Origin of the sequence: Enhydrobacter aerosaccus (assembly GCF_900167455.1) — a bacterium.
In the GTDB taxonomy this organism is placed as follows: Bacteria; Pseudomonadota; Alphaproteobacteria; order Reyranellales; family Reyranellaceae; genus Reyranella; species Reyranella aerosaccus.
Genome location: NZ_FUWJ01000014.1, coordinates 18,010 through 37,231 on the forward strand (window position 1 = coordinate 18,010; position 19,222 = coordinate 37,231).

At 66.3% G+C, this 19,222-nt stretch carries 18 protein-coding genes; 12 read left to right on the forward strand and 6 right to left on the reverse strand.

Features of this window, described 5'->3' with window-relative positions:
• Positions 1-666: 666 nt before the first annotated feature.
• Positions 667-1,869 (reverse strand): pyridoxal phosphate-dependent aminotransferase, encoded by a 1,203-nt coding sequence (locus tag B5D62_RS28925; RefSeq protein ID WP_085937567.1) that lies wholly within the window; start codon positions 1,867-1,869, stop codon positions 667-669.
• Between the two features lie 110 nt (positions 1,870-1,979).
• Positions 1,980-3,011 (reverse strand): TIGR03557 family F420-dependent LLM class oxidoreductase, encoded by a 1,032-nt coding sequence (locus B5D62_RS28930; RefSeq protein WP_139374144.1) that lies wholly within the window; start codon positions 3,009-3,011, stop codon positions 1,980-1,982.
• 128 nt (positions 3,012-3,139) lie between these two features.
• Here B5D62_RS28930 and B5D62_RS28935 point away from each other — a divergent pair, with 128 nt between their 5' ends.
• Positions 3,140-3,703, forward strand: a complete 564-nt coding sequence (locus B5D62_RS28935) for a type 1 glutamine amidotransferase domain-containing protein (protein ID WP_085937659.1) — start codon at positions 3,140-3,142, stop codon at positions 3,701-3,703.
• A gap of 3 nt (positions 3,704-3,706) precedes the next feature.
• Here B5D62_RS28935 and B5D62_RS28940 read toward each other — a convergent pair whose 3' ends face one another.
• On the reverse strand, positions 3,707-4,132 hold the full coding sequence (locus B5D62_RS28940) for a GlcG/HbpS family heme-binding protein (protein WP_085937568.1): 426 nt from the start codon (positions 4,130-4,132) through the stop codon (positions 3,707-3,709).
• A 100-nt stretch (positions 4,133-4,232) separates the two neighbouring features.
• Between B5D62_RS28940 and B5D62_RS28945 the strand changes: the two genes are divergently transcribed.
• The 11 genes from B5D62_RS28945 (at position 4,233) to B5D62_RS28995 (ending at position 16,450) form a co-directional block, all read left to right on the forward strand.
• Positions 4,233-5,111, forward strand: coding sequence for a DUF72 domain-containing protein (locus B5D62_RS28945; RefSeq protein WP_419188826.1), 879 nt, complete (start codon positions 4,233-4,235; stop codon positions 5,109-5,111).
• Between the two features lies 1 nt (position 5,112).
• Positions 5,113-5,724, forward strand: coding sequence for a UdgX family uracil-DNA binding protein (locus tag B5D62_RS28950; protein WP_085937570.1), 612 nt, complete (start codon positions 5,113-5,115; stop codon positions 5,722-5,724).
• Between the two features lie 125 nt (positions 5,725-5,849).
• Positions 5,850-5,975 carry a type B 50S ribosomal protein L36 gene (gene ykgO / locus B5D62_RS28955; protein WP_020695336.1) on the forward strand — a complete coding sequence of 42 codons (126 nt, stop codon included), beginning with the start codon at positions 5,850-5,852 and terminating at the stop codon, positions 5,973-5,975.
• A gap of 76 nt (positions 5,976-6,051) precedes the next feature.
• Positions 6,052-7,539 (forward strand): FAD-linked oxidase C-terminal domain-containing protein, encoded by a 1,488-nt coding sequence (locus B5D62_RS28960; RefSeq protein ID WP_085937571.1) that lies wholly within the window; start codon positions 6,052-6,054, stop codon positions 7,537-7,539.
• A gap of 219 nt (positions 7,540-7,758) precedes the next feature.
• Positions 7,759-8,928, forward strand: coding sequence for a glycolate oxidase subunit GlcE (glcE, locus tag B5D62_RS28965; RefSeq protein WP_085937572.1), 1,170 nt, complete (start codon positions 7,759-7,761; stop codon positions 8,926-8,928).
• On the forward strand, positions 8,925-9,263 hold the full coding sequence (locus tag B5D62_RS28970; RefSeq protein ID WP_085937573.1) for a hypothetical protein: 339 nt from the start codon (positions 8,925-8,927) through the stop codon (positions 9,261-9,263). Before glcE ends, B5D62_RS28970 begins: the two co-directional genes overlap by 4 nt.
• A gap of 49 nt (positions 9,264-9,312) precedes the next feature.
• Positions 9,313-10,632: a heterodisulfide reductase-related iron-sulfur binding cluster gene (locus tag B5D62_RS28975; RefSeq protein ID WP_085937574.1), complete on the forward strand. Its 1,320-nt coding sequence runs from the start codon at positions 9,313-9,315 to the stop codon at positions 10,630-10,632.
• 6 nt (positions 10,633-10,638) lie between these two features.
• A complete protein-coding gene (locus tag B5D62_RS28980; protein ID WP_170921198.1) occupies positions 10,639-11,250 on the forward strand; it encodes a tetratricopeptide repeat protein in 612 nt (203 codons plus the stop codon).
• A 32-nt stretch (positions 11,251-11,282) separates the two neighbouring features.
• Positions 11,283-12,518 (forward strand): metal-dependent hydrolase family protein, encoded by a 1,236-nt coding sequence (locus B5D62_RS28985; protein ID WP_085937576.1) that lies wholly within the window; start codon positions 11,283-11,285, stop codon positions 12,516-12,518.
• Between the two features lie 30 nt (positions 12,519-12,548).
• Entirely contained in the window at positions 12,549-15,173 is a 2,625-nt protein-coding gene (locus B5D62_RS28990; RefSeq protein WP_085937577.1) for a DUF2339 domain-containing protein, read from the forward strand.
• On the forward strand, positions 15,170-16,450 hold the full coding sequence (locus tag B5D62_RS28995) for an AMP-binding protein (RefSeq protein WP_085937578.1): 1,281 nt from the start codon (positions 15,170-15,172) through the stop codon (positions 16,448-16,450). Before B5D62_RS28990 ends, B5D62_RS28995 begins: the two co-directional genes overlap by 4 nt.
• Positions 16,451-16,549: 99 nt before the next feature.
• Here the strand turns inward: B5D62_RS28995 and B5D62_RS29000 are convergent, their stop codons facing one another.
• The 3 genes from B5D62_RS29000 to ltnD form a co-directional block, all read right to left on the reverse strand.
• On the reverse strand, positions 16,550-16,804 hold the full coding sequence (locus B5D62_RS29000) for a hypothetical protein (RefSeq protein ID WP_139374145.1): 255 nt from the start codon (positions 16,802-16,804) through the stop codon (positions 16,550-16,552).
• Between the two features lie 80 nt (positions 16,805-16,884).
• Positions 16,885-18,297 (reverse strand): pyruvate kinase, encoded by a 1,413-nt coding sequence (gene pyk, locus B5D62_RS29005; protein ID WP_085937660.1) that lies wholly within the window; start codon positions 18,295-18,297, stop codon positions 16,885-16,887.
• Positions 18,298-18,306: 9 nt separating this feature from the next.
• The gene (gene ltnD, locus B5D62_RS29010; RefSeq protein WP_085937580.1) at positions 18,307-19,221 is read right to left on the reverse strand and encodes an L-threonate dehydrogenase; all 915 of its coding nucleotides are present in this window, start codon (positions 19,219-19,221) and stop codon (positions 18,307-18,309) included.
• Position 19,222: the final 1 nt, after the last annotated feature.

Consider the following 19,222-nt stretch of genomic DNA (forward strand, 5'->3'; position numbering starts at 1 on the left):
AGCGCCGCGATTGCCAGACGGTCGACTCAATGGAGCGCGCCACTGCGCGCGGATGCCTCCGCGCTTAAGTGGCGCTCAAGATCATGATGCGCCACTGGAGTGGCGCGCTCCGATGAGCCTCGTCCATATCCGATGCGCTGCGTCCTTTGCACCCGTCTCATCGTCTCACATCCTAGAGAATGAGACAGTGAGACGGGAGAAACACGTTCATGATACAATCGACGATTGCCGTCGGTCGTGATATAGAGCGATCAATCCGGCGGCTGGTGTCTCATCGCGTCATCGGCAGTGGCTGTCCGTCTGATGGATCAAAGGACGCAATTGCATTGATGATGATCTGGTCCCTGCCAGACGATGGCACGGGGGCCAGCCATGGGGCCGTCTCACCGTCTCACGCCCTGGGGCATGAGACGCTGAGACGACGGAACCGTGCGTGCCTCGCTCCTTCGGGCGATCGCCTATGACGAAGAGTGCCGTCATCCCGAGCGCAGCCGAGGGATCTTTTTTTCGACGTCGTCAGTGAACGAGCGCAGCCAAAACCAGGCCCCTCGACTACGCCGCCTCCCGGCGGCTTCGCTCGGCGTGACGATGGAGGCGATGGCTCGCGGTCCTGCGGCCCGTCTCACCGTCTCACGCCTTAGGGCATGAGACGGTGAGACGGCTGCATCACGTCAGGTCGGCGCAGAATTCCCGGATGCGCTTGCAGCCCTCGCGCAGGCTTTCCAGGTCGGTGGCGTAGGAGATGCGGAAGTAGGGGCTCATGCCGTAGGCGGCGCCCTGCACGGTCGCGACCTGCCGTTCCTCCAGCAGGGCCATGACGAAGTCCGTATCCGTCTCGATCCGGCGTCCGCCCTTGGTCGTCTTGCCGATGCAGCCGGCGATATTGGGGAAGACGTAGAAGGCGCCTTCGGGCAGGTGGCAGGTGATGCCCTTGGCCTCGCGCAGCCAGCCCACGACGAGATCGCGCCGGTTCTGGTAATCGGCGACGTGGCTGGCGATGATGTCCTGCGGGCCGTCCAGCGCCGCCGCCACGGCGGCCTGGCCGACGGTCGAGACGCCGCCGGTCGCCTGGCCCTGCATGTTAATCATGGCGGCGATCATTGCCTTGGGGCCGCCGGCATAGCCGATGCGCCAGCCCGTCATCGCATAGGCCTTGGAGGCACCGTTCACGGTCAGCGTGCGCTCCTTCAGCCGCGGCTCGACCTCGGCGATGGAGCAGAACTCCTTCCCGTCATAGGTCAGGTGCTCGTAGATCTCGTCGGCCATGACGAGCACCTGCGGGTGCTTCAGCAGCACCTCGGCCAGCGCCTTCATCTCGGCGCGCGAGCAGATGGCGCCGGTCGGATTGTTGGGGAAGTTCAGCACCACCCACTTGGTGCGCGGCGTGATGGCGGCGTCGAGATCGGCTGGCCGCAGCTTGAAGTGGTTGTTCTCGGGGCAAGAGACGGAAACCGGCACGCCGCCCGCGACCCTGACCTGGTCGGCGTAGCTGATCCAGCCGGGGGCGGGGATGATCACCTCGTCGCCGGGATTTACCGACGCCAGGGTGGCGCCGAACATGATCTGCTTGCTGCCGTTGCTGATCATGATCTCGTCGAGCGCGTAATCGAGCCCGTTCTCGCGTTTGAACTTGCGCTGCACCGCCTCCTTGAGCGCACGCGTGCCGTCCTGCGGCGGATACTTGGTGTCGCCCGCAAGCGCCGCCTTGTAGGCCGCCTCGATGGCGTGGCGCGGCGAGGCGAAGTCGGGCTCGCCCGACGACAGGCCGACGATCTTGACCCCCTGGGCGCGCATTTCGCGCACCTTGCGGGTCATGGCGGCGGAGGCGGAAATCTTGACGCTCTTCAGACGCTCGGCGGGCTCGAACATGGATCCTTCCACTGTGGCCGTCGAGCAGTAGGGCCGCACGGCGATGGACGCAACATCGCCGACGGCGCTTCCGAACAGAGGACTTTCGTGCAGAGGAACGCGGCCGGTGCCTAGGCCGCGGCGCGCGGCGCGAAGTGCGGCAGGACCTTCGCGCCGTAGAACTCGATCGCGCGCTTTTGATCGGCCTCGCCGCTGTGGATGTTCACGATCGTGGCACCACTTTGAAACAGCTTCTCGATGGCCTCGATATGGACCTTGGGGTCGGGGCCGACGGGCCAGTCGGCGGTGACCTTGTCGATCGGCTGCTCGGCCTCGGCCCGGCGCTGGATCTCGGCCGGGTCGCAGATGTTGTGATAGGCCTTGAAGGCCTTGGGCAGAAAGCGCCAGAGCTCGGCGGCGCGCGCGGCATCGCGCTTGTCGCCGACCGCGACGAACTGCTCGACGAGCACGGGCATGTCGGCCGGATTCTTGCCGGCGGCACGCGCGCCGGCGTCCCATTCCGACTTGTGCTGCTTCCAGGTCTGCGGATCGGTGACCAGCCCGTCGCCATGCTGGCCGGCGAGCCGCATTGCCTTGGGACCGTTGGCGGCGGTCAGGATCGGGATCGGCTGCGGCGGCGGATCGTAGAGCCTGGCGTCGACGGCGTAATGCTTGCCCTTGTGCTTCACGGTCTTGCCGCTCCACAGCGCGCGGATGATGGTGAGGGCTTCGATCAGCCGATCCCAGCGCTCCTGCCAGGCCGGCCAGGCGCCGGTCGCCGCCTGTTCGTTCAGGGCCTCGCCCGAGCCGACGCCGAGAAAGATGCGCCCCGGATAGAGATGGCTCAGGGAAGCGAAGGCTTCCGCCACCACGGCGGGATGATAGCGCAGGGTGGGGCAGGTGACGGTGGTGCCCATCCACGCGCCGGGAACGCGGCTGCCGAGCGCCGCCAGCGTCAGCCAGGCCTCGCCCGAATGGCCTTCGTTCGCCTGCCACGGCTGGAAATGATCGCTGGTCGCGAGCAGACCGAATCCGGACGTGGCGGCGGCCATACCGATCTCCTGCAGTTGCGGCATGGTGAATTGTTCGTGGGCGAGCATGTACCCGATCGTACCCTTCTGCAGCGTCCCTTTCTGCAGCGTCGCACTGGCGGCTGGCGGCATGTGTCGCTCCTGTCGTGGAATGGCTTCAGGGACGAACGCAGCGGGCAATGCGCCTGTTCCGCCGACGGCAACCGCGGGTTCGCAGCGGTCGTTCGCTCGCTGGGTCCATTGCTCAGGAGACGATCGTCATGACCGATATCAAGAACGCCCGCGTGCTCATTCTTTCCGCGAACGGCTTCGAACAGCTCGAGCTCACGGTGCCGCGCGACGAGCTGCGCAAGGCCGGCGCCAAGGTCGATATCGCCACGCCGGACGGCAAGCCGGTGCGCGGCTGGAACAAGACGGACTGGGGCGAGACGGCCGATGCCGATCTCAAGATCGCCGACGCCAAGTGCGAGGACTACCAGGCACTGGTTCTGCCGGGTGGTCAGATCAATCCCGACCTGCTGCGCATCAATCCCGAGGCGATGAAGGTCGTGAAGACGTTCATCGACTCGGGTAAGCCGGTAGCGGCCATCTGCCATGCGCCCTGGCTGCTCATCCAGGCCGACGCGGTGCGCGGCCTGACGCTCACCTCCTACAAGTCGATCCGCAAGGACGTCGAGAATGCCGGCGGCAAGTGGGTCGACAAGGACGTCGTGGTCGACAAGGGCATCGTCACCAGCCGTTCGCCCGACGACCTCGGCGCCTTCGTTCCCAAGATCATCGAGGAGATCCGCGAAGGCCGGCACCAGCAGCGCAAGGCGGCCTGAGCCTCAGCCCGATACGAGCCCGGCGGCGAGGATGCCGGCGATGCAGACCGCCTCGTCCTCGTCGCCGGTGCCGCCGCTGGCGCCGGCGGCGCCGAGAATATTGCCCTCGGGATCCTTGATCAGCACCGCGCCGGTCTGGGGCAGGAACTTGCCCTGCGCGGTCGCGGCCAGCGCGCCGAAAAATTGCGGGTTGTCCTTGGCGCGTTGCAGCAGCACACGGCTGGCGGCGCCCATGCCGACGGAGGCCCAGGCCTTGCCGATCGCGACATCGTTGCGGAACATGCTGGCGCCGTCCTCGCGCTGCAGCGCCTTCACGTGCCCTGCCTCGTCGAGCACGGCCACGGTCAGCGGCTTGATGTTCATCTCGCGCGCCTTGGCCAGCGCGGCCTCGATGATCTTGTTGGCCTGAAGCAGCGTCAGTCTGGACATCGTCCCTCTCCGAAAAAATGCGCCGAACCATAGGATGGCATGGGTGCGGCTTCCAGTGTGACGCCCGGCTTGCGGGCAACCAGTGCCGGTCCGGGTGCGTTTGCGGCCCATGTCATCGGACGTCCGCATCGGAATCTCGGGATGGACCTACAAGCCCTGGCGCGGCGTCTTCTATCCCAAGGGCCTGGCGCAGAAGCGGGAGCTCGCCCATGCGGCATCGCTGTTTCGGAGCATCGAGATCAACGGCACCTTCTACAGCATGCAGCGGCCCGCCAGCTTCGGCGAATGGGCCGATGCGACACCCGACGACTTCGTATTCGCGGTCAAGGGACCGCGTTATCTGACGCATATGCTGAAGCTCCGGAACTCTCAGGCGCCGCTCGGCAATTTCTTCGCCTCCGGCGTGCTGCGGCTGGGAAGGAAGCTCGGCCCGATCCTGTGGCAGTTTCCGCCCACCTTCCGGTTCGACGCCGAAAAGCTCGAGACCTTCTTCTCGCTGCTGCCGCGCGACACCGACCAGGCGTCGGCGTGTGGGCGCTTGCACGACCATCGGCTGAAGGCGCCGGCCTGGCTGCGCACGGACAGCCGCCGGAAAATCCGGCATGCGATGGAGATTCGGCACGAGAGCTTCCGCGATCCGGCCTTCATCGATCTCCTGCGCAAGCACGATGTCGCCCTGGTCTGCGCCGACACCGTCGACTGGCCGCTCTTGATGGATATCACCTCGGACTTCGTCTATGTGCGGCTGCATGGCTCGACCGAGCTCTATCGCAGCGCCTACGGCCGTCCCGCGCTCAAGCGGTGGGCGGCCCGCATCACCGCATGGCGGGAGGGCAAGCCGATGACCGACGGTCACTTCATCCATAGCCGTCCCGCCAAGCCGAAGCCGCGCGACGTGTTTCTCTACTTCGACAATACCGACAAGCTGCAGGCGCCGAAGGACGCGTTGTCCCTGATGCGACTGCTGGGGCAGGCCTGACATGGCGACCAAACCTGGCGCCGCGAAGTTGGCGAAGGTCGCGCAGGAGGCGAGGGCCTGCACGCGCTGTCCGCTCTACCGTAACGCGACGCAGACGGTATTCGGCGAGGGGCCGGTCGGCGCGACGCTGATGCTCGTTGGAGAGCAGCCTGGCGATCAGGAGGACATCGCCGGCCATCCCTTCGTCGGGCCGGCCGGGAAGATCCTCGACCGGGCGCTTGTCGAGGCCGGCATCGACCGGAAGCAGGTCTACGTCACCAACGCGGTGAAGCACTTCAAGAACGAGCCGCGCGGCAAGCGGCGCCTGCACAAGAAGCCCAATCGCTACGAGGTCGAGGTCTGCAAGGTCTGGCTGGCGCAGGAGATCGAACTGGTTAAGCCCGGCCTCGTCCTGGCGATGGGGGTCACGGCCGCGGAGGCGCTGGCCGGTCGCCCCATGACCCTGGCCCGGGAGCGGGGCAAGGAACTGACCTTTCCGGACGGCCGGCGCGGCATGGTGACGGTGCATCCCTCGTCGATCCTGCGCGTGCCCGACGAGTCGGCGCGCCACAAAGCCTATGCCGGGCTGGTGAAGGACCTCAAATCGGCGCTAAAAACACTGCAAGCGGCTTGAATCATTGGGATTTTCACCCGGATTCGAGTGGAATCGGGGTTGACGGCGTGTCCCTGTCTCCCTATTTTCCGCCCGCTTTTGGAATTCACCCCGGCGCCGCCGGGGCTTTTTGTTGAGTTGGGACCATGAAGATCCGTCATTCGCTGAAGTCCGTGAAGGCTCGTCACAAGGATTGCCGTATCGTGCGCCGCAAGGGCCGCGTCTACGTGATCAACAAGACCAACCCGCGCTTCAAGGCGCGCCAGGGCTAAGACGGGACTTTTCCCGTTCCGAAAGGCGGCGGAGCTCCGGCTTCCGCCGCTTTTTTATTTGGCGTAAGGATCGGGCATGCATATGCCGCCGCTCGATCCCGATATCCTCAGCCGTCGCGCTGAGATCGTGGCCGCCCTGCGGGTCATCGTGCCAGGCGAGGGGGTGATCGACGATCTCGACGGCATGCGGCCGTATGAGTGCGATGCGCTCTCGGCCTACCGTCAGATGCCGCTGGTCGTCGTCCTGCCTGATACGGTCGCGCAGGTCTCCGCCATCCTGCGCTATTGCCAGGACCACAAGGTGAAGGTCGTGCCGCGCGGCGCAGGCACCTCGCTGTCGGGCGGCTCGATGCCGGTGGGCGATGCCATCCTGCTGGGCATGGGCAAATTCAATCGCGTGCTCGAGATCGACTATCCCAACCGCTGCGCGCGGGTGCAGCCGGGCGTCACCAATCTCGGCGTCAGCAAGGCCGTCGAGAGCGAGGGCTTCTATTATGCCCCCGATCCCAGCTCGCAGATCGCCTGCTCGATCGGCGGCAACGTCGCCGAGAATTCCGGCGGCGTGCATTGCCTGAAATACGGTCTCACCACCAACAACCTGCTCGGCATCGAGATGGTGCTGATGAACGGCGAGGTGGTCCGGCTGGGCGGCAAGCATCTCGATGCCGGCGGCTACGATCTCATGGGGCTGATGACCGGCTCGGAAGGACTGCTCGGCGTCGTCACGGAAGTGACGGTGCGTCTGCTGCGCAAGCCGACCACGGCCCGCGCCGTGCTGCTGGGCTTCCCGACCGAAGCGGGTGCGGCCGACTGCGTCGCGGCGGTGATCGCCTCCGGCATCATTCCCGGCGGCATGGAGATGATGGACAAGGATGCCGTCAAATGCGCCGAGAATTACGTCGGCGCCGGCTATCCGCTCGATGCCGAGGGACTGCTGATCGTCGAGCTCGATGGTCCGCCGGTCGAGGTCGATCATCTGGTGGCGCGAGTCGAGGAGATCGCCAAGGGTCGCGGCGCCACGACCTGCCGTGTCAGCCGCGACGAGCAGGAGCGCGTGCTGTTCTGGGCCGGCCGCAAGGCGGCGTTTCCCGCCGTCGGCCAGATCACGCCAGACTATATGTGCCTTGATGGGTCGGTGCCGCGAGGCCGGCTGGTCGAGGTGCTGGCCGAGATGCGCCAGATGTCGAAGACGCATCGCCTGCGCGTGGTCAACGTGTTCCATGCCGGTGACGGCAACCTGCATCCGCTGATCCTGTTCGACGCCAACGATCCCGACGAGCTGAAGCGTGCGGAGGAGTTCGGCGCGGATATCCTGCGCCTGTGCGTGCGTGTCGGCGGCGTCCTCACCGGCGAGCACGGTGTCGGCATCGAGAAGCGTGACCTGATGGGCGAACAGTTCACCGAGATCGATCTCGATCAGCAGATGCGCGTGAAGTGCGCCTTCGATCCCGACCATTTGCTCAATCCCGGCAAGGTCTTCCCCAAGCTGCGCCGGTGCGCGGAGCTGGGGCGCCTGGTCGTGCACCAGAACAAGATCCCGTTTCCGGACATTCCGCGCTTTTGAAGGTGACCGGAATAGGCGATCCGGCCAGAGCCGCTTATGGTGATTGCAAAGCCCCGGCCGTCCAGGAGCGCCAAGTGATTGATTTCACTGCCTTTTCCAAGCCGCCATTTTCCGACCAGGGCGCGGTATGCAAGTGATTGATTCGGTTCGATATTTTTCGGGGGCCTCCATTATTTTCCATTTATTTAATGGAACGGTCCGGGCGATCGCGGAGGCGGCATGACCGGCACGATCAGACCGCGCGACACCCAGGAATTGCGGCAGGCGGTCGAATGGGCGCTGAACGCCGACGAATCGCTCGAGGTGCGCGGCACGGGCAGCAAGCAGGCCCTGGGCAAGCCCACAGCCTGCAAACAGGTTCTCGATCTCTCGGCCATTGCCGGCGTCGTCGACTATGCGCCCGAGGAACTCGTCGTGACGGTCCGGGCCGGGACGCCGTTGCGCGATGTCGAGGCGCTGCTGGCGCAACGCAACCAGATGCTGGCGTTCGAGCCGCCGGATCTCGGACCGCTCCTGGGCCGCGAACCGGGCGAAGGGACGCTGGTCGGAACGCTCATGGGGAACTTTGCCGGCCCGCGGCGTCTCTCCGCCGGTGCCGCGCGCGATCATCTGTTGGGCTTCAGCGGCGTCAACGGCAGGGGCGAGTGGTTCAAGTCGGGCGGACGCGTGATGAAGAACGTCACGGGCTACGATCTCTCCAAGCTGATTGCCGGATCCTGGGGAACGCTCGCCGTACTCGACGAAGTGTCGGTGAAGGTGCTGCCGGCACCGGATCAGACCCGCACCCTGCTGCTGCACGGCCTGGACGATGCCATGGCGGTGAAAGCGCTGTGCGCAGCCATGGGCAGTCCGCATGAAGTGTCAGGCGCGGCACACATCAAGGACAGGACAGCCTTGCGCGTCGAGGGCGTGGCGCCGTCGGTCGAGGCTCGATTGACGGGACTGCGCGATCTCCTGAGCGATACCGGCGCTACCATGGACGAACTCGGTACCCTGGAGAGCCGTGCTTTCTGGCGCGACGTGCGCGACGTCACGGTACTGGGTGCCGATGCGGACGCCGTGATCTGGCGGATTTCCTGTCCGCCGACGGAAGGCCCACGCGTCGTGGCCCGTATCCGCAACCAGCGTCCGACGATGAAGGCGTTCTACGACTGGTCCGGCGGCCTGATCTGGCTGGCGTTGCCGCCCACGGCGGATGGCGATCACGTCCTCGTTCGGGCCGCGCTCGGCGCCACCGGCGGTCACGCGACGTTGATCCGCGCCTCCGAGGCGGTGCGGGCCGCAGTGCCTGTCTTCCAGCCACAATCGGCGGCTCTTCTGGCGCTGGCGCAGCGCGTGAAGGACAGCTTCGACCCCAAAGGCCTCTTCAACCCTGGACGGCTGGGATGAGTCACCTGCACGAACTCAAAGGCCGCATCGTCAGCGAAGCGTCCACGTTGCACGACCATATGCAGATCGTGTTCGACTCGGACGTGAGCCTGTCCATCGATACGGGTGTGCGGATCGTTCCGCCTTCGGTCCTGGTCGGCGATCTGGCGGGCCGCGTGGTCGACTCGGTCGAGGAATCGAGGGACGAGATCAAGATCCTGTTCATCGACGGCGTGTGCATCGAAATCGACATGCGTCCCCAAGCGTGGCGAGGACCTGAAGCGCTCGTGTTGCAGCGCAAGGGCCGGCCGGAACTGGTTTGGAATGAAGCCAAGGCGGGCGGCCATGAAGCCTAGGATCGCGCGTGATGATCTGAACCGGCGCTGTGGCGATTGACACCAGACCATGCAGACCAATTTCACCCTGGCCCAGTTGGCCGATCCGGAGACGGCGCGCAGCGAGCAGATCCTGCGCAAATGCGTGCATTGCGGCTTCTGCACGGCAACCTGCCCGACCTTCGTGCTGCTGGGCGACGAGCGCGACAGTCCGCGCGGACGCATCTACTTCATCAAGGCGATGCTGGAGGGCGATCGCGCGCCGACGGCGCAGGAAGTGCGTCATGTCGATCGCTGCCTGTCCTGCCTGTCGTGCATGACGACCTGCCCGTCAGGTGTGAACTACATGCATCTGGTCGATCACGGCCGCCATCATATCGAGGAGACGTACCGGCGCCCGTTGCCGGACCGCGCGCTGCGCGCCCTGCTGGCCTTCCTGATGCCACGGCCGGATATCTTCCGGTGGGTCACGATGGCGGCCTGGCTGGCCAAGCCCCTGGCGGCCTTTCTGCCGGCGCATGGCGGCGATCCTGGGGGAGCGACGTTCGGCCGTCGCCTGCGGGCCATGCTCGAGGCGGTGCCGCCCCGCGTGCCGATGCCGTCGCCGGTCGATCGGCCGCAGGTCTTTCCGGCGCAGGGCACACGCCGCAAGCGAGTGGCGTTGATGCCCGGATGCGGACAGCAGGTCCTGGCCCCGGAGGTGAACGAGGCGACCGTAAGAGTGCTGGCTCGTCACGGCGTGGAAGTCGTGAACGTTGCCGGCTCAGGATGCTGCGGCTCGTCGGTACAGCATATCGGCGACAACGAGCAGGCACTGGAGTTGGCCAAGCGGAACATCGTGGCTTGGCTGCGCGAGGCCGATGGTGCCGGACTCGATGCCATCGTGATCAACGCCTCGGGCTGCGGCACGACGGTCAAGGACTACGGCTACATGCTGGCCGACGATCCGCTGTGGCGCGACAAGGCCCGGCGTGTTTCGGCGCTGGCGCGGGACGTCAGTGAATTCCTGGCCGAGATCGGTCTCTCGAACGCGACCGCGCCGGCGCTGACGGTCGCCTATCATTCGGCCTGCTCCATGCAGCATGGCCAGAGGGTCAACGAGCAACCGAAGAAGCTGCTGCGCGATGCGGGCTTCATGGTGAAGGACGTGCCCGAAGGTCATCTCTGCTGCGGCTGGGCCGGCACCTACCAGGTGCTGCAACCGGAGCTGTCGCGTCGGCTGCGCGACCGCAAGGTGGCAAACATCGAGAGCCTGCGGCCGGATGTGATTGCGGCGGGCAATTTCGGCTGCGTCGGCAACATTGCTTCCGGGACCGGCATTCCGGTTGTTCATACCGTCGAATTGCTCGACTGGGCGACCGGAGGTCCAAAGCCAGCGGCGCTGGGTTAGGGTTCCGTGACAGCCCTTCGCTCTTGCCTCGCGGGGCTGCTCATGCTGATGCTGGCGACGGGCGTCCTGGCGCAGGGCACCGACAGCGGGAATGGGAGGGCGGCCATGCTCGATACCCTGTTCGCGAAGCTGCAAAGCACGGCTGATCCGTTGGCGGCCCAGGCGCTGGAGCAGGCGATCTGGGAGCAGTGGACCATGGTGCCCGATCCCGGTCAGCGCCAGCTCATGCTGCGCGGCATTGCCGAGATGCAGCAGCAGGAGCTGCAGAACGCGATCGCGACCTTCACCAAGTTGATCGAGATCGCCCCGGAACTCTCCGAAGCCTGGAACAAGCGTGCCACCGTCTACTGGCTGGTGGGCAACCTTTCCGCCTCGATCGCCGACATTTGCGAGACCGTGAAGCGCGAGCCGCGCCATTTCGGCGCCTATTCCGGCCTCGGCATGATCCGCGCGCAACAGGGCGAGCCGGCCCGCGCGGTCGCGGCCTTCGAGCTGGCGCGCAAGTACAATCCGCACATCGTCGGCATCGACGACGAGATCGCGCGGCTCAAGGCCTTGGCGGGCAACGACGTTTCCGACGATCCGCTGGGTTGCGGCCAGCGCACGGCGGGACGATAGTGCGGCAAAATTTTCATCCAGGAGTTGGAGTAATGGCGACGTTGTATGTCGGCGGCCGGGTGTTCGACGGCGAGAAGGTGCAGGACGGCCACGCCGTGCTGGAAGAGGGCGGCAAGGTCAAGCGCGTGGCGCCGGCAGGAGAGTTCGCGGGCTTTGCCGGCGAGAAGGTCGATACGACCGGCGGCACGCTGATCCCCGGCATGATCGACTGCCATGTTCATTCGCTCTCGGGCGCGGAAGGCAATCCCGGCGCGGCACAGGATCGGCTGAGCGCCGCTCAGCTCACGGTCCGCGGTATGGAGTTCATGCGCGCCACGCTCGAGGGCGGCATTACCGCCGTGCGCGATTGCGGCGGCAAGGACTACATCGAATTCGCCATCCGTGACGCATACAACACCGGCCGTTTTCTCGGGCCGACAATGCGCTGCTCCGGTCGCATGATCTGCATGACCGGTGGCCACGGCAATCGCGTCGGTCGGGTGGCCGACGGCCCGGAAGAAGTGGTGAAGGCGGTCCGCGAGCAGATCCATGCCGGTTCGGACCTGATCAAGATCATGGCCACCGGCGGCGTGATGACCCCGGGCGTCAATCCGGAGGATGCGCACTATTCGGCCGAGGAGATGAAGGCCGGCATCACGGAGGCGCATCGCTTCCACAAGTGCTGCGCCAGCCATGCGCAGGGTGCACTCGGCATCCTCAATGCCGTTCGCGGTGGCATCGATTCGATCGAGCACGGCATCTTCATGACCGAAGAGTGCGTGAACGAGATGAAGGAGCGCGGCGTGTGGCTAGTGCCGACGCTGGCCGCCGTGAAGAACATCCTGAAGGGCTATGACGACGGCGACCGCTCGATCCCCGACTATGTGATCGAGAAGGCGCGGCGTGTGTTCGACCGCCACATCGCCTCGATCAAGATGTACTACAAGGCGGGCGGGCGTATCGCCATGGGCACCGATGCCGGCACGCCGCACAACAAGCATGGCGAGAATGCGCGCGAGCTCGAATTCATGTGCGAGATCGGCATCTCGACGCGCGATTCGCTGTTCTTCGCGACCGCCAGCGCCGCCGACCTCGTGCGCCTCGCCGACCAGGGCCGCATCAAGGAAGGCAATTCGGCCGATTTCGTGCTGTGCGACGGCGATGCCTTGGCCGATATCAAGCGGGCGGCGCGTAAGGAGAACCATCGTCTCGTGGTGAAGCGCGGCATCGTTGCCAAGGACAATCGCGCGGCCTTCGCTGCCGCGGCTGTCCGGGTCGCCGCGGAATAGCGCCAGGAGACGCACGGAGCCGAGTCGCCCTTGGATTACGTCCTGCTGATCCTGCTGGGGCTGGCCTGGGCGCTCGGCACACCGCTCATCGCTATCATTGCGCTGGCTCGGACATCGAGCCTGCGCGACGAGAACAGGCGGCTGGCGGCCGATCTGGCTGCGTTGCGTCGGCAGGTCGGAGAACGCCCCGTGCCGGCTGCGCCTGAGGCAGCACTGCCGGCGGAAGTGGGGACAATCGAGCAACGAGAACAAGCGCCCGAACTGCCGCCGCCGTTCGAGCCCGCGGTGCCTGCGGAAGTCGAGGTGGAACCGGCGCCGCCGGTGTCGCCTGCCAGTATCATCGAGGAAGAGACTCGCCTCGCGCCCCCCAAGGTCGGTTGGGAACAGCGGCTGGGGGCCCGCGCTTTCATCTGGGTCGGCGCGGTCACGCTCGCCCTGGCCGCCGTGTTCCTGGTCCGTTACTCGATCGACGAAGGATATCTGTCGCCCGAGGTGCGGGTCGTCCTGGCGGCGCTGTTCGGCTTCGGCCTGATCGCCGGCGCGGAGAAGGTCCGTCCCCGTGACGACCGCGTGGCCCAGGCCATGGCCGCTGCCGGCGTCGCCGCGCTCTATGGCGCGCTGTTCGCGGCGGTCGCTCTCTACGACATGATTTCGAAGGTCGCTGCCGGCGGCGGCGCTGCCGCGCTGACGGCCTTCGCGATCAGCCTCTCACTGCGTCACGGCATTCTCGTTGCTGCGCTCGCGTTCGTCGGCGGCTTCGTCAGCCCGGCCATCATCGGCACCGAGACACCGAACGTGCCGGTGCTGTTCGGCTATCTGCTGGCAATCGCTGCCGGCACGCTGGCGGTAATTCGCTATCGCGGCTGGTGGGTGCTGGGCTGGGGCGTCCTGGCGGGCGCCATTCTCTGGACCGCCGTCTGGGCAGCAACGACCAGCGATGGCCTGGCCTGGGTATGCGCCTTCCTGGTTGCCGTCGCCGGTCTGTTCGTGTGGGCGACCTGGAAGCGGCTGGGCGAGAACGAGAATCCGCCGATCGATGTCACCGGGCTGGTCTGGATCGCCCTGGCGATCACCGGCGCGCTGCTGTCGATCGTGGTCGTGCGTGATAACGGGCAGCAGTCTGCCGGCTGGCTCGCCCTCGCGGTGCAGGGGGCGGGCACCTATGCGTTCGGGCGCTGGAGGCCGCGTTTCCAGTATGCCGCCGCGCTGGGGCCGCTGCTGTCGCTGGCCACGCTGGTCGTGTGGTGGGCAAACCTGTCGGCCGCAGGTCTGGGTTGGGATGCCGACCGCTTTGCCTGGATCGGCCTGCTATTCGGCCTGCTGTACGCAGGCGGCGCCTTCGCCTTGATGTGGAACGCCTCGCGGCCGGGCTTCTGGGCGGCCCTGTCGGTCGCTTCGGCGCTCACGCATTTCCTGCTGTGCTGGTACGTGCTGCGGTCGCTCAAGACCGCTGCGCCCTGGGGCCTGATCAGCCTCGGGCTTGCGGTGCCCTTCCTGGTGGGGGCGGAGCGGCTGGCCCGCTGGCGTGCCAGCATGACCGGCGCGACCGAGGCGCTGGGCGTGCTGGCCGCGGGCGTTTCCTTCTTCATCGCCGCGGCCATCGCACTCGAACTCAATCGCGAATGGATCACGGTCGCCTACGCGGTCGAGTTCGCGGCCGTCGTCGCGATCGCCGCCTGGCTCGATCTGGTGGCCATGCGCCGCATCGGCTGGGGACTTCTGGCGATCGTGGTGGTGCGCTTCGTGCTCAATCCCGAAGTGCTGGAATACCCGCTGGGTCTCACGCCGATCCTGAACTGGATCCTGTGGGGATACGGCATCGCCATCGCGGCGCTGGTCATCGGCTGGCGCTCGCTGCGGCCCTCCGGCGACCAACGATTGCTGCTGGCGACAGAAGCGGCGATCGCGCTTCTGATCTTCATGCTGGGGACACTCGAAGTCCGCAGCCTGTTCCAGCCGACGGCGATGCGGGCTTTCGACTCCTCCTTCATGGAGCGGGCCACCTACGTCGTGGTCTGGGGCGTATTCGCATTGGTCGCGCTGTGGATGGCGCGGTGGCGACCCGATCCGGTCGTCACGTGGACCTGGCGGCTGGCCGGCGGCCTGTCGATCGCTACGGCGCTGGTCGTGCAGGTGCTGATCGCCAATCCGATCTTCGATTCCGCCGATGTGGGACGGCTGCCGATCGTGAACGGCTTGCTGATCGCCTATGCGTTGCCTGCGGCCATGGCGGCGGTGGCGCGTCGCTGGATCGATGGTCAGAGCGATCGCGCGGCGGCGCTGCTGGCCGGCGCGGCGGCGGGGATACTGGCGTTCGTCTATGTCTCGCTCGAAGTCCGCCACGTCTTCGATCCGGGCTTCGACCGGCCGGGTCTGGAGGCGGAGGGGATCGAGCTCTACGCCTACTCGTTCGTCTGGCTGCTGTTCGGCGTCGCGCTGCTGGCGTTCGGTTTTGCCCGCCGATCGGCCGCCTTCCGGCATACCGGCATGGCGCTGGTCTGCATCGTGATCGTCAAGGTGTTCCTGATCGATCTGTCCGGCCTGCACGGATTGCTGCGGGTCGTCTCGTTCCTGGGCCTGGGCGCGGCATTGCTGGGACTGGGTTTCGTGTATCGTCGCGTCGGCTTCGACTCCAATTCAACGAATGGACCATGACCTTCCCTGAATTAGGCCTGAGCCTCGATGCTCTCCGTACCCTGCAGCTCGAGCGGCTGAAGGCGGCGGTGACCCATGCCTACACCAACCAAGCGCCGTACCGCGCCAAGTGCGAAGCGGCGGACGTCCATCCCGACGATCTGCGGTCGCTGGAAGACATCCGGCGCTTTCCCTTCACCGAGAAGGCCGATCTGCGCAACGCCTATCCGTTCGGCATGTTCGCCATTCCCCGGGAAAAATGCGTGCGCATCCATGCCTCTAGCGGAACCACCGGGCGGCCCACCGTGGTGGGCTATTCGGCGGCGGATATCGATACCTGGAGCAACCTGATGGCGCGCGCGCTCCATGCCGGCGGCGCGCGGCCGGGCGACATCCTGCACAATGCCTATGGCTACGGCCTGTTCACCGGCGGCCTCGGTTTCCACTATGGGGCGGAGCGGCTGGGGTGCACGGTGGTCCCGATGTCCGGCGGCTTCGGCGAACGCCAGGTGCGGCTCATTACCGAGTTCGGGGCGCACGGCCTGTTGATGACTCCGTCCTACATGATGGCCATCGCCGACGAGTTCGAGCGGCTGGGCGTCGATCCGCATGCGACGCCGCTGCGGGTCGGCTTCTTCGGCGCCGAGCCCTGGACCGAAGGCATGCGGGCCGAGATCGAGCAGCGCATGGGGATCGATGCCATCGACTGCTATGGGCTGAGCGAAGTGATGGGGCCGGGAGTCGCTGGCGAGTTTGCCGAGTCGAAGGACGGTCCGACCCTGTGGGAAGATCATTTCCTTCCCGAGATCGTCGATCCGGAGACCGGTGTGGCCTTGCCGGATGGCGAGTCGGGCGAGCTCGTCATCACCTCGCTGACCAAGCAGGCGATGCCTGTCATCCGCTATCGCACGCGGGATCTCACGCGCCTGATGCCGGGCTCGATGACGGCCATGCGGCGCATCGCCAAGATCACCGGCCGCAGCGACGACATGCTGATCGTGCGCGGTGTCAATTTGTTCCCGAGCCAGGTCGAGGAGCAGATCCTGCGCGATCCCGCTCTCAGCGGCCATTACGTGATCGAGATCTCCCGCTCGGGGGCGCTGGACGATCTGCTGGTGCGTGTCGAGGGCAGGTCGGCGCTCGACGGCGTTACGCTGGCCCAAGCCAACATCGAACTGGGGCGCCGGCTCAAGGGCATGTGCGGCCTGAGCGCCGAGATCGAGATCGTCGGGCCGGGCACCATCGAGCGTTCGATGGGCAAGGCCCGCCGCGTCATCGACCACCGGACCAAGGACTGAGCGAGGCAGCTCGGCGATATCGGTGTCGGAAGGTTGGGCCAGGAAAGAGAGGAGAGGGGACGACGGACCGGTTCGACCGATCGCGGTTCGTTTGGTTGCTTACAAATGCCTTAACGCCAAGCCGATCTTCGCCTTGATCAAGTCCGCGTCCTCGGCGGCCTGAGTGGATTGGTCGGGAAGATCGTCCGATGTCAGCAGCGACGTGCGCGACTGGGCGCGCGCGGCGTGCGGATTGTTGGCGGCGACGACGGCCAGGAAGGTCAGGGCAGTCGCGGCGATGACCAGGTAATCCACCCAGTTCAAGGCTGCCCGCCGCGGACGATGGGCAATGGCTTTGGGGTTGTTGATTTCCACGACATGCCTCACGCAATGCTCTTGAAAGAGACTACGGAGGAGGCTCGGGATTCATCCCTCGCCAGCTTCAGACACCAGCTTCAAACGTAGGCGATGCGCAGGATGTTGGTCGCGCCGGGGGTGCCGAACGGCACACCGGCCGTGATCACGAGCCGCTGGCCTTGGGCCGCGATGTTCTCCTTGCGCGCCATCCTTACAGCTCGCTGAACCATGTCGGAGAAGCTGTGCGCGTCCTCGGTCTGCACGGCATGGACGCCCCACGCCAGCGTCAGGCGGCGGGCGGTGTTGAGGTTGGGCGTCAGGCAGAGGATCGGCACGTCCGGCCGCTCGCGCGCCGCGCGCAAGGTTGTCGAGCCGGTGTTGGTGAAGGTGGCGATCGCCGCCGCGCCCAACGTGTGGGCGCATTGGCGGGCGGCGGCGCTGATGGCGTCGGCGGTGGTGGCCTCCGGCTCGCGACGGCTGGCATCCATCAAACGGCGATAGAGCGGATCGGCTTCGACGCTCTTCAGGATGCGGTCCATGATGGTAACCGCCTCGATCGGGTAGTCGCCCGAGGCCGACTCGGCCGACAGCATCACGGCATCCGTGCCGTCGTAGACGGCGGTTGCCACGTCGGACGCCTCGGCGCGCGTCGGCGTCGGCGAGTGTACCATCGAGTCCAGCATTTGTGTCGCCACAATGGCCGGTCGCCCTGCCGCACGCGAGGCGGCGAGGATGCGCTTCTGCAGCGGCGGCACGGCCTCGGGCGGCATCTCCACGCCGAGATCGCCGCGGGCCACCATGATGCCGTCGCTCTGTTCGATGATCTCGTCGAGATGCTCGATGGCCTGCGGCTTCTCGAGCTTGGCCATGACCGCGGCCCGGCCAGCCACCAGCTTCTTGAGCTCGGCGATGTCGTCGGCACGCTGGACGAAGGAGAGCGCTACCCAATCGACGCCGAGCGACAGGCCATAGTCGAGATCGCGCCTGTCCTTCGGAGTCATCGGCGACAGCGGCAGGACGAGATTGGGCAGGTTCACGCCCTTGCGGTCGCTGATCGGTCCCGCCACCTCGACCACGGCATCGATCGTCTGCTCGCCGTGGGCCAGGATGCGCAGCCGCACCTTGCCGTCGTCGATCAGCAGCAGGCCATCGGGCTGCGCTGCCTTGAAGATCTCCGGATGGGGTAGGGGAATGCGCTTGACGGTTCCTGGCGCCGGGTCGAGGTCGAAGCGCAGCTTCTGACCTTTCTTCAGCTCCATCGGCCCCTTGGCGAAAGCGCCCAGCCGCAGCTTGGGGCCCTGCAGGTCCATCAGGATGGCGATCGGATGCTTGTACTCTTTCTCGAGGGAGCGTAGCAGGTCGACGCGCTGCTTGTGGTCCTCGGGTGCGCCATGGCTGAAGTTGAGACGGAAGACGTCGGCGCCGGCCTCGATCAGCGCCCGCAGGCGCTCCGGGCTCGACGAAGCCGGTCCCAGGGTGGCAACGATCTTGGTGAAACGTTCGCGCCGCATGATCACAGTCTAACGCTTTGGCGACGACACTTTGAAGTCACCGGCCTGCTCGTAGACCTTGACCACGGCCGCGTCATCGAGCCGCCCCCAGCCGGCGCCCGAGGCGGCGAGGAAGAGTTGATGCGCGGCGGCGGCCATGGGCAGCGGCAGGCGATGCTCGTGCCCCGTGCCCAGCACGAGACCAAGGTCCTTCACGAAGATCTCGATGGCCGACAGCGGCGTGTAATCGTCGTCGAGCATGTGCGGCACCCGATTGCCGAACATCCAGCTGTTGCCGGCACTGGCCGAGATCACGTCGTAGACGGCCCGCGTGTCGGCGCCGGCCTTGGCCGCAAGCGCCATCGCTTCCGCGGCGGTGGCGATATGCACCCCCGCCAGCAGCTGGTTCACCGTCTTCACCAGCGAGCCGATGCCGGGGGCATCGCCCAGGCGGAAGACCTTGGCCGACGTGGCGGCAAGGATGCTCTCGGCCGTGGCGAAGGCCTGCGACGAGCCGGACGCCATGAAGGTGAGCTCACCCGATTCGGCCCGCGCGCGGCCGCCCGACATCGGCGCATCGAGCAGCTCATGACCCGTTGTGGCGAGGCGCTCGGCCAGCGACTTGGCAAAGGCCGACGGCACGGTGGCGCATTGCATCACCAGGCCGCCCTTGCGCAGCGTCGATATGGCGCCGCCGTCACCGTAGAGCACGCTCTCAACCTGCTTGTCGTTCACGACGGCGACCACGACCACGTCGACCTTCGCCGCCGCTTCGGCCGGCGTGGCGGCGATCGTCCCGCCGGCGGCGGTGAAGGCCTCCCGCGCCGGTGCGCTCGGATCGACACCCGTCACCTTGTGACCGTGCTTCACCAGGTTCTTGGCCATGCCGAGGCCCATCGAGCCCAGGCCGATGAAAGCGATGGCCGGCGTGTTCTTGTCGCTCATG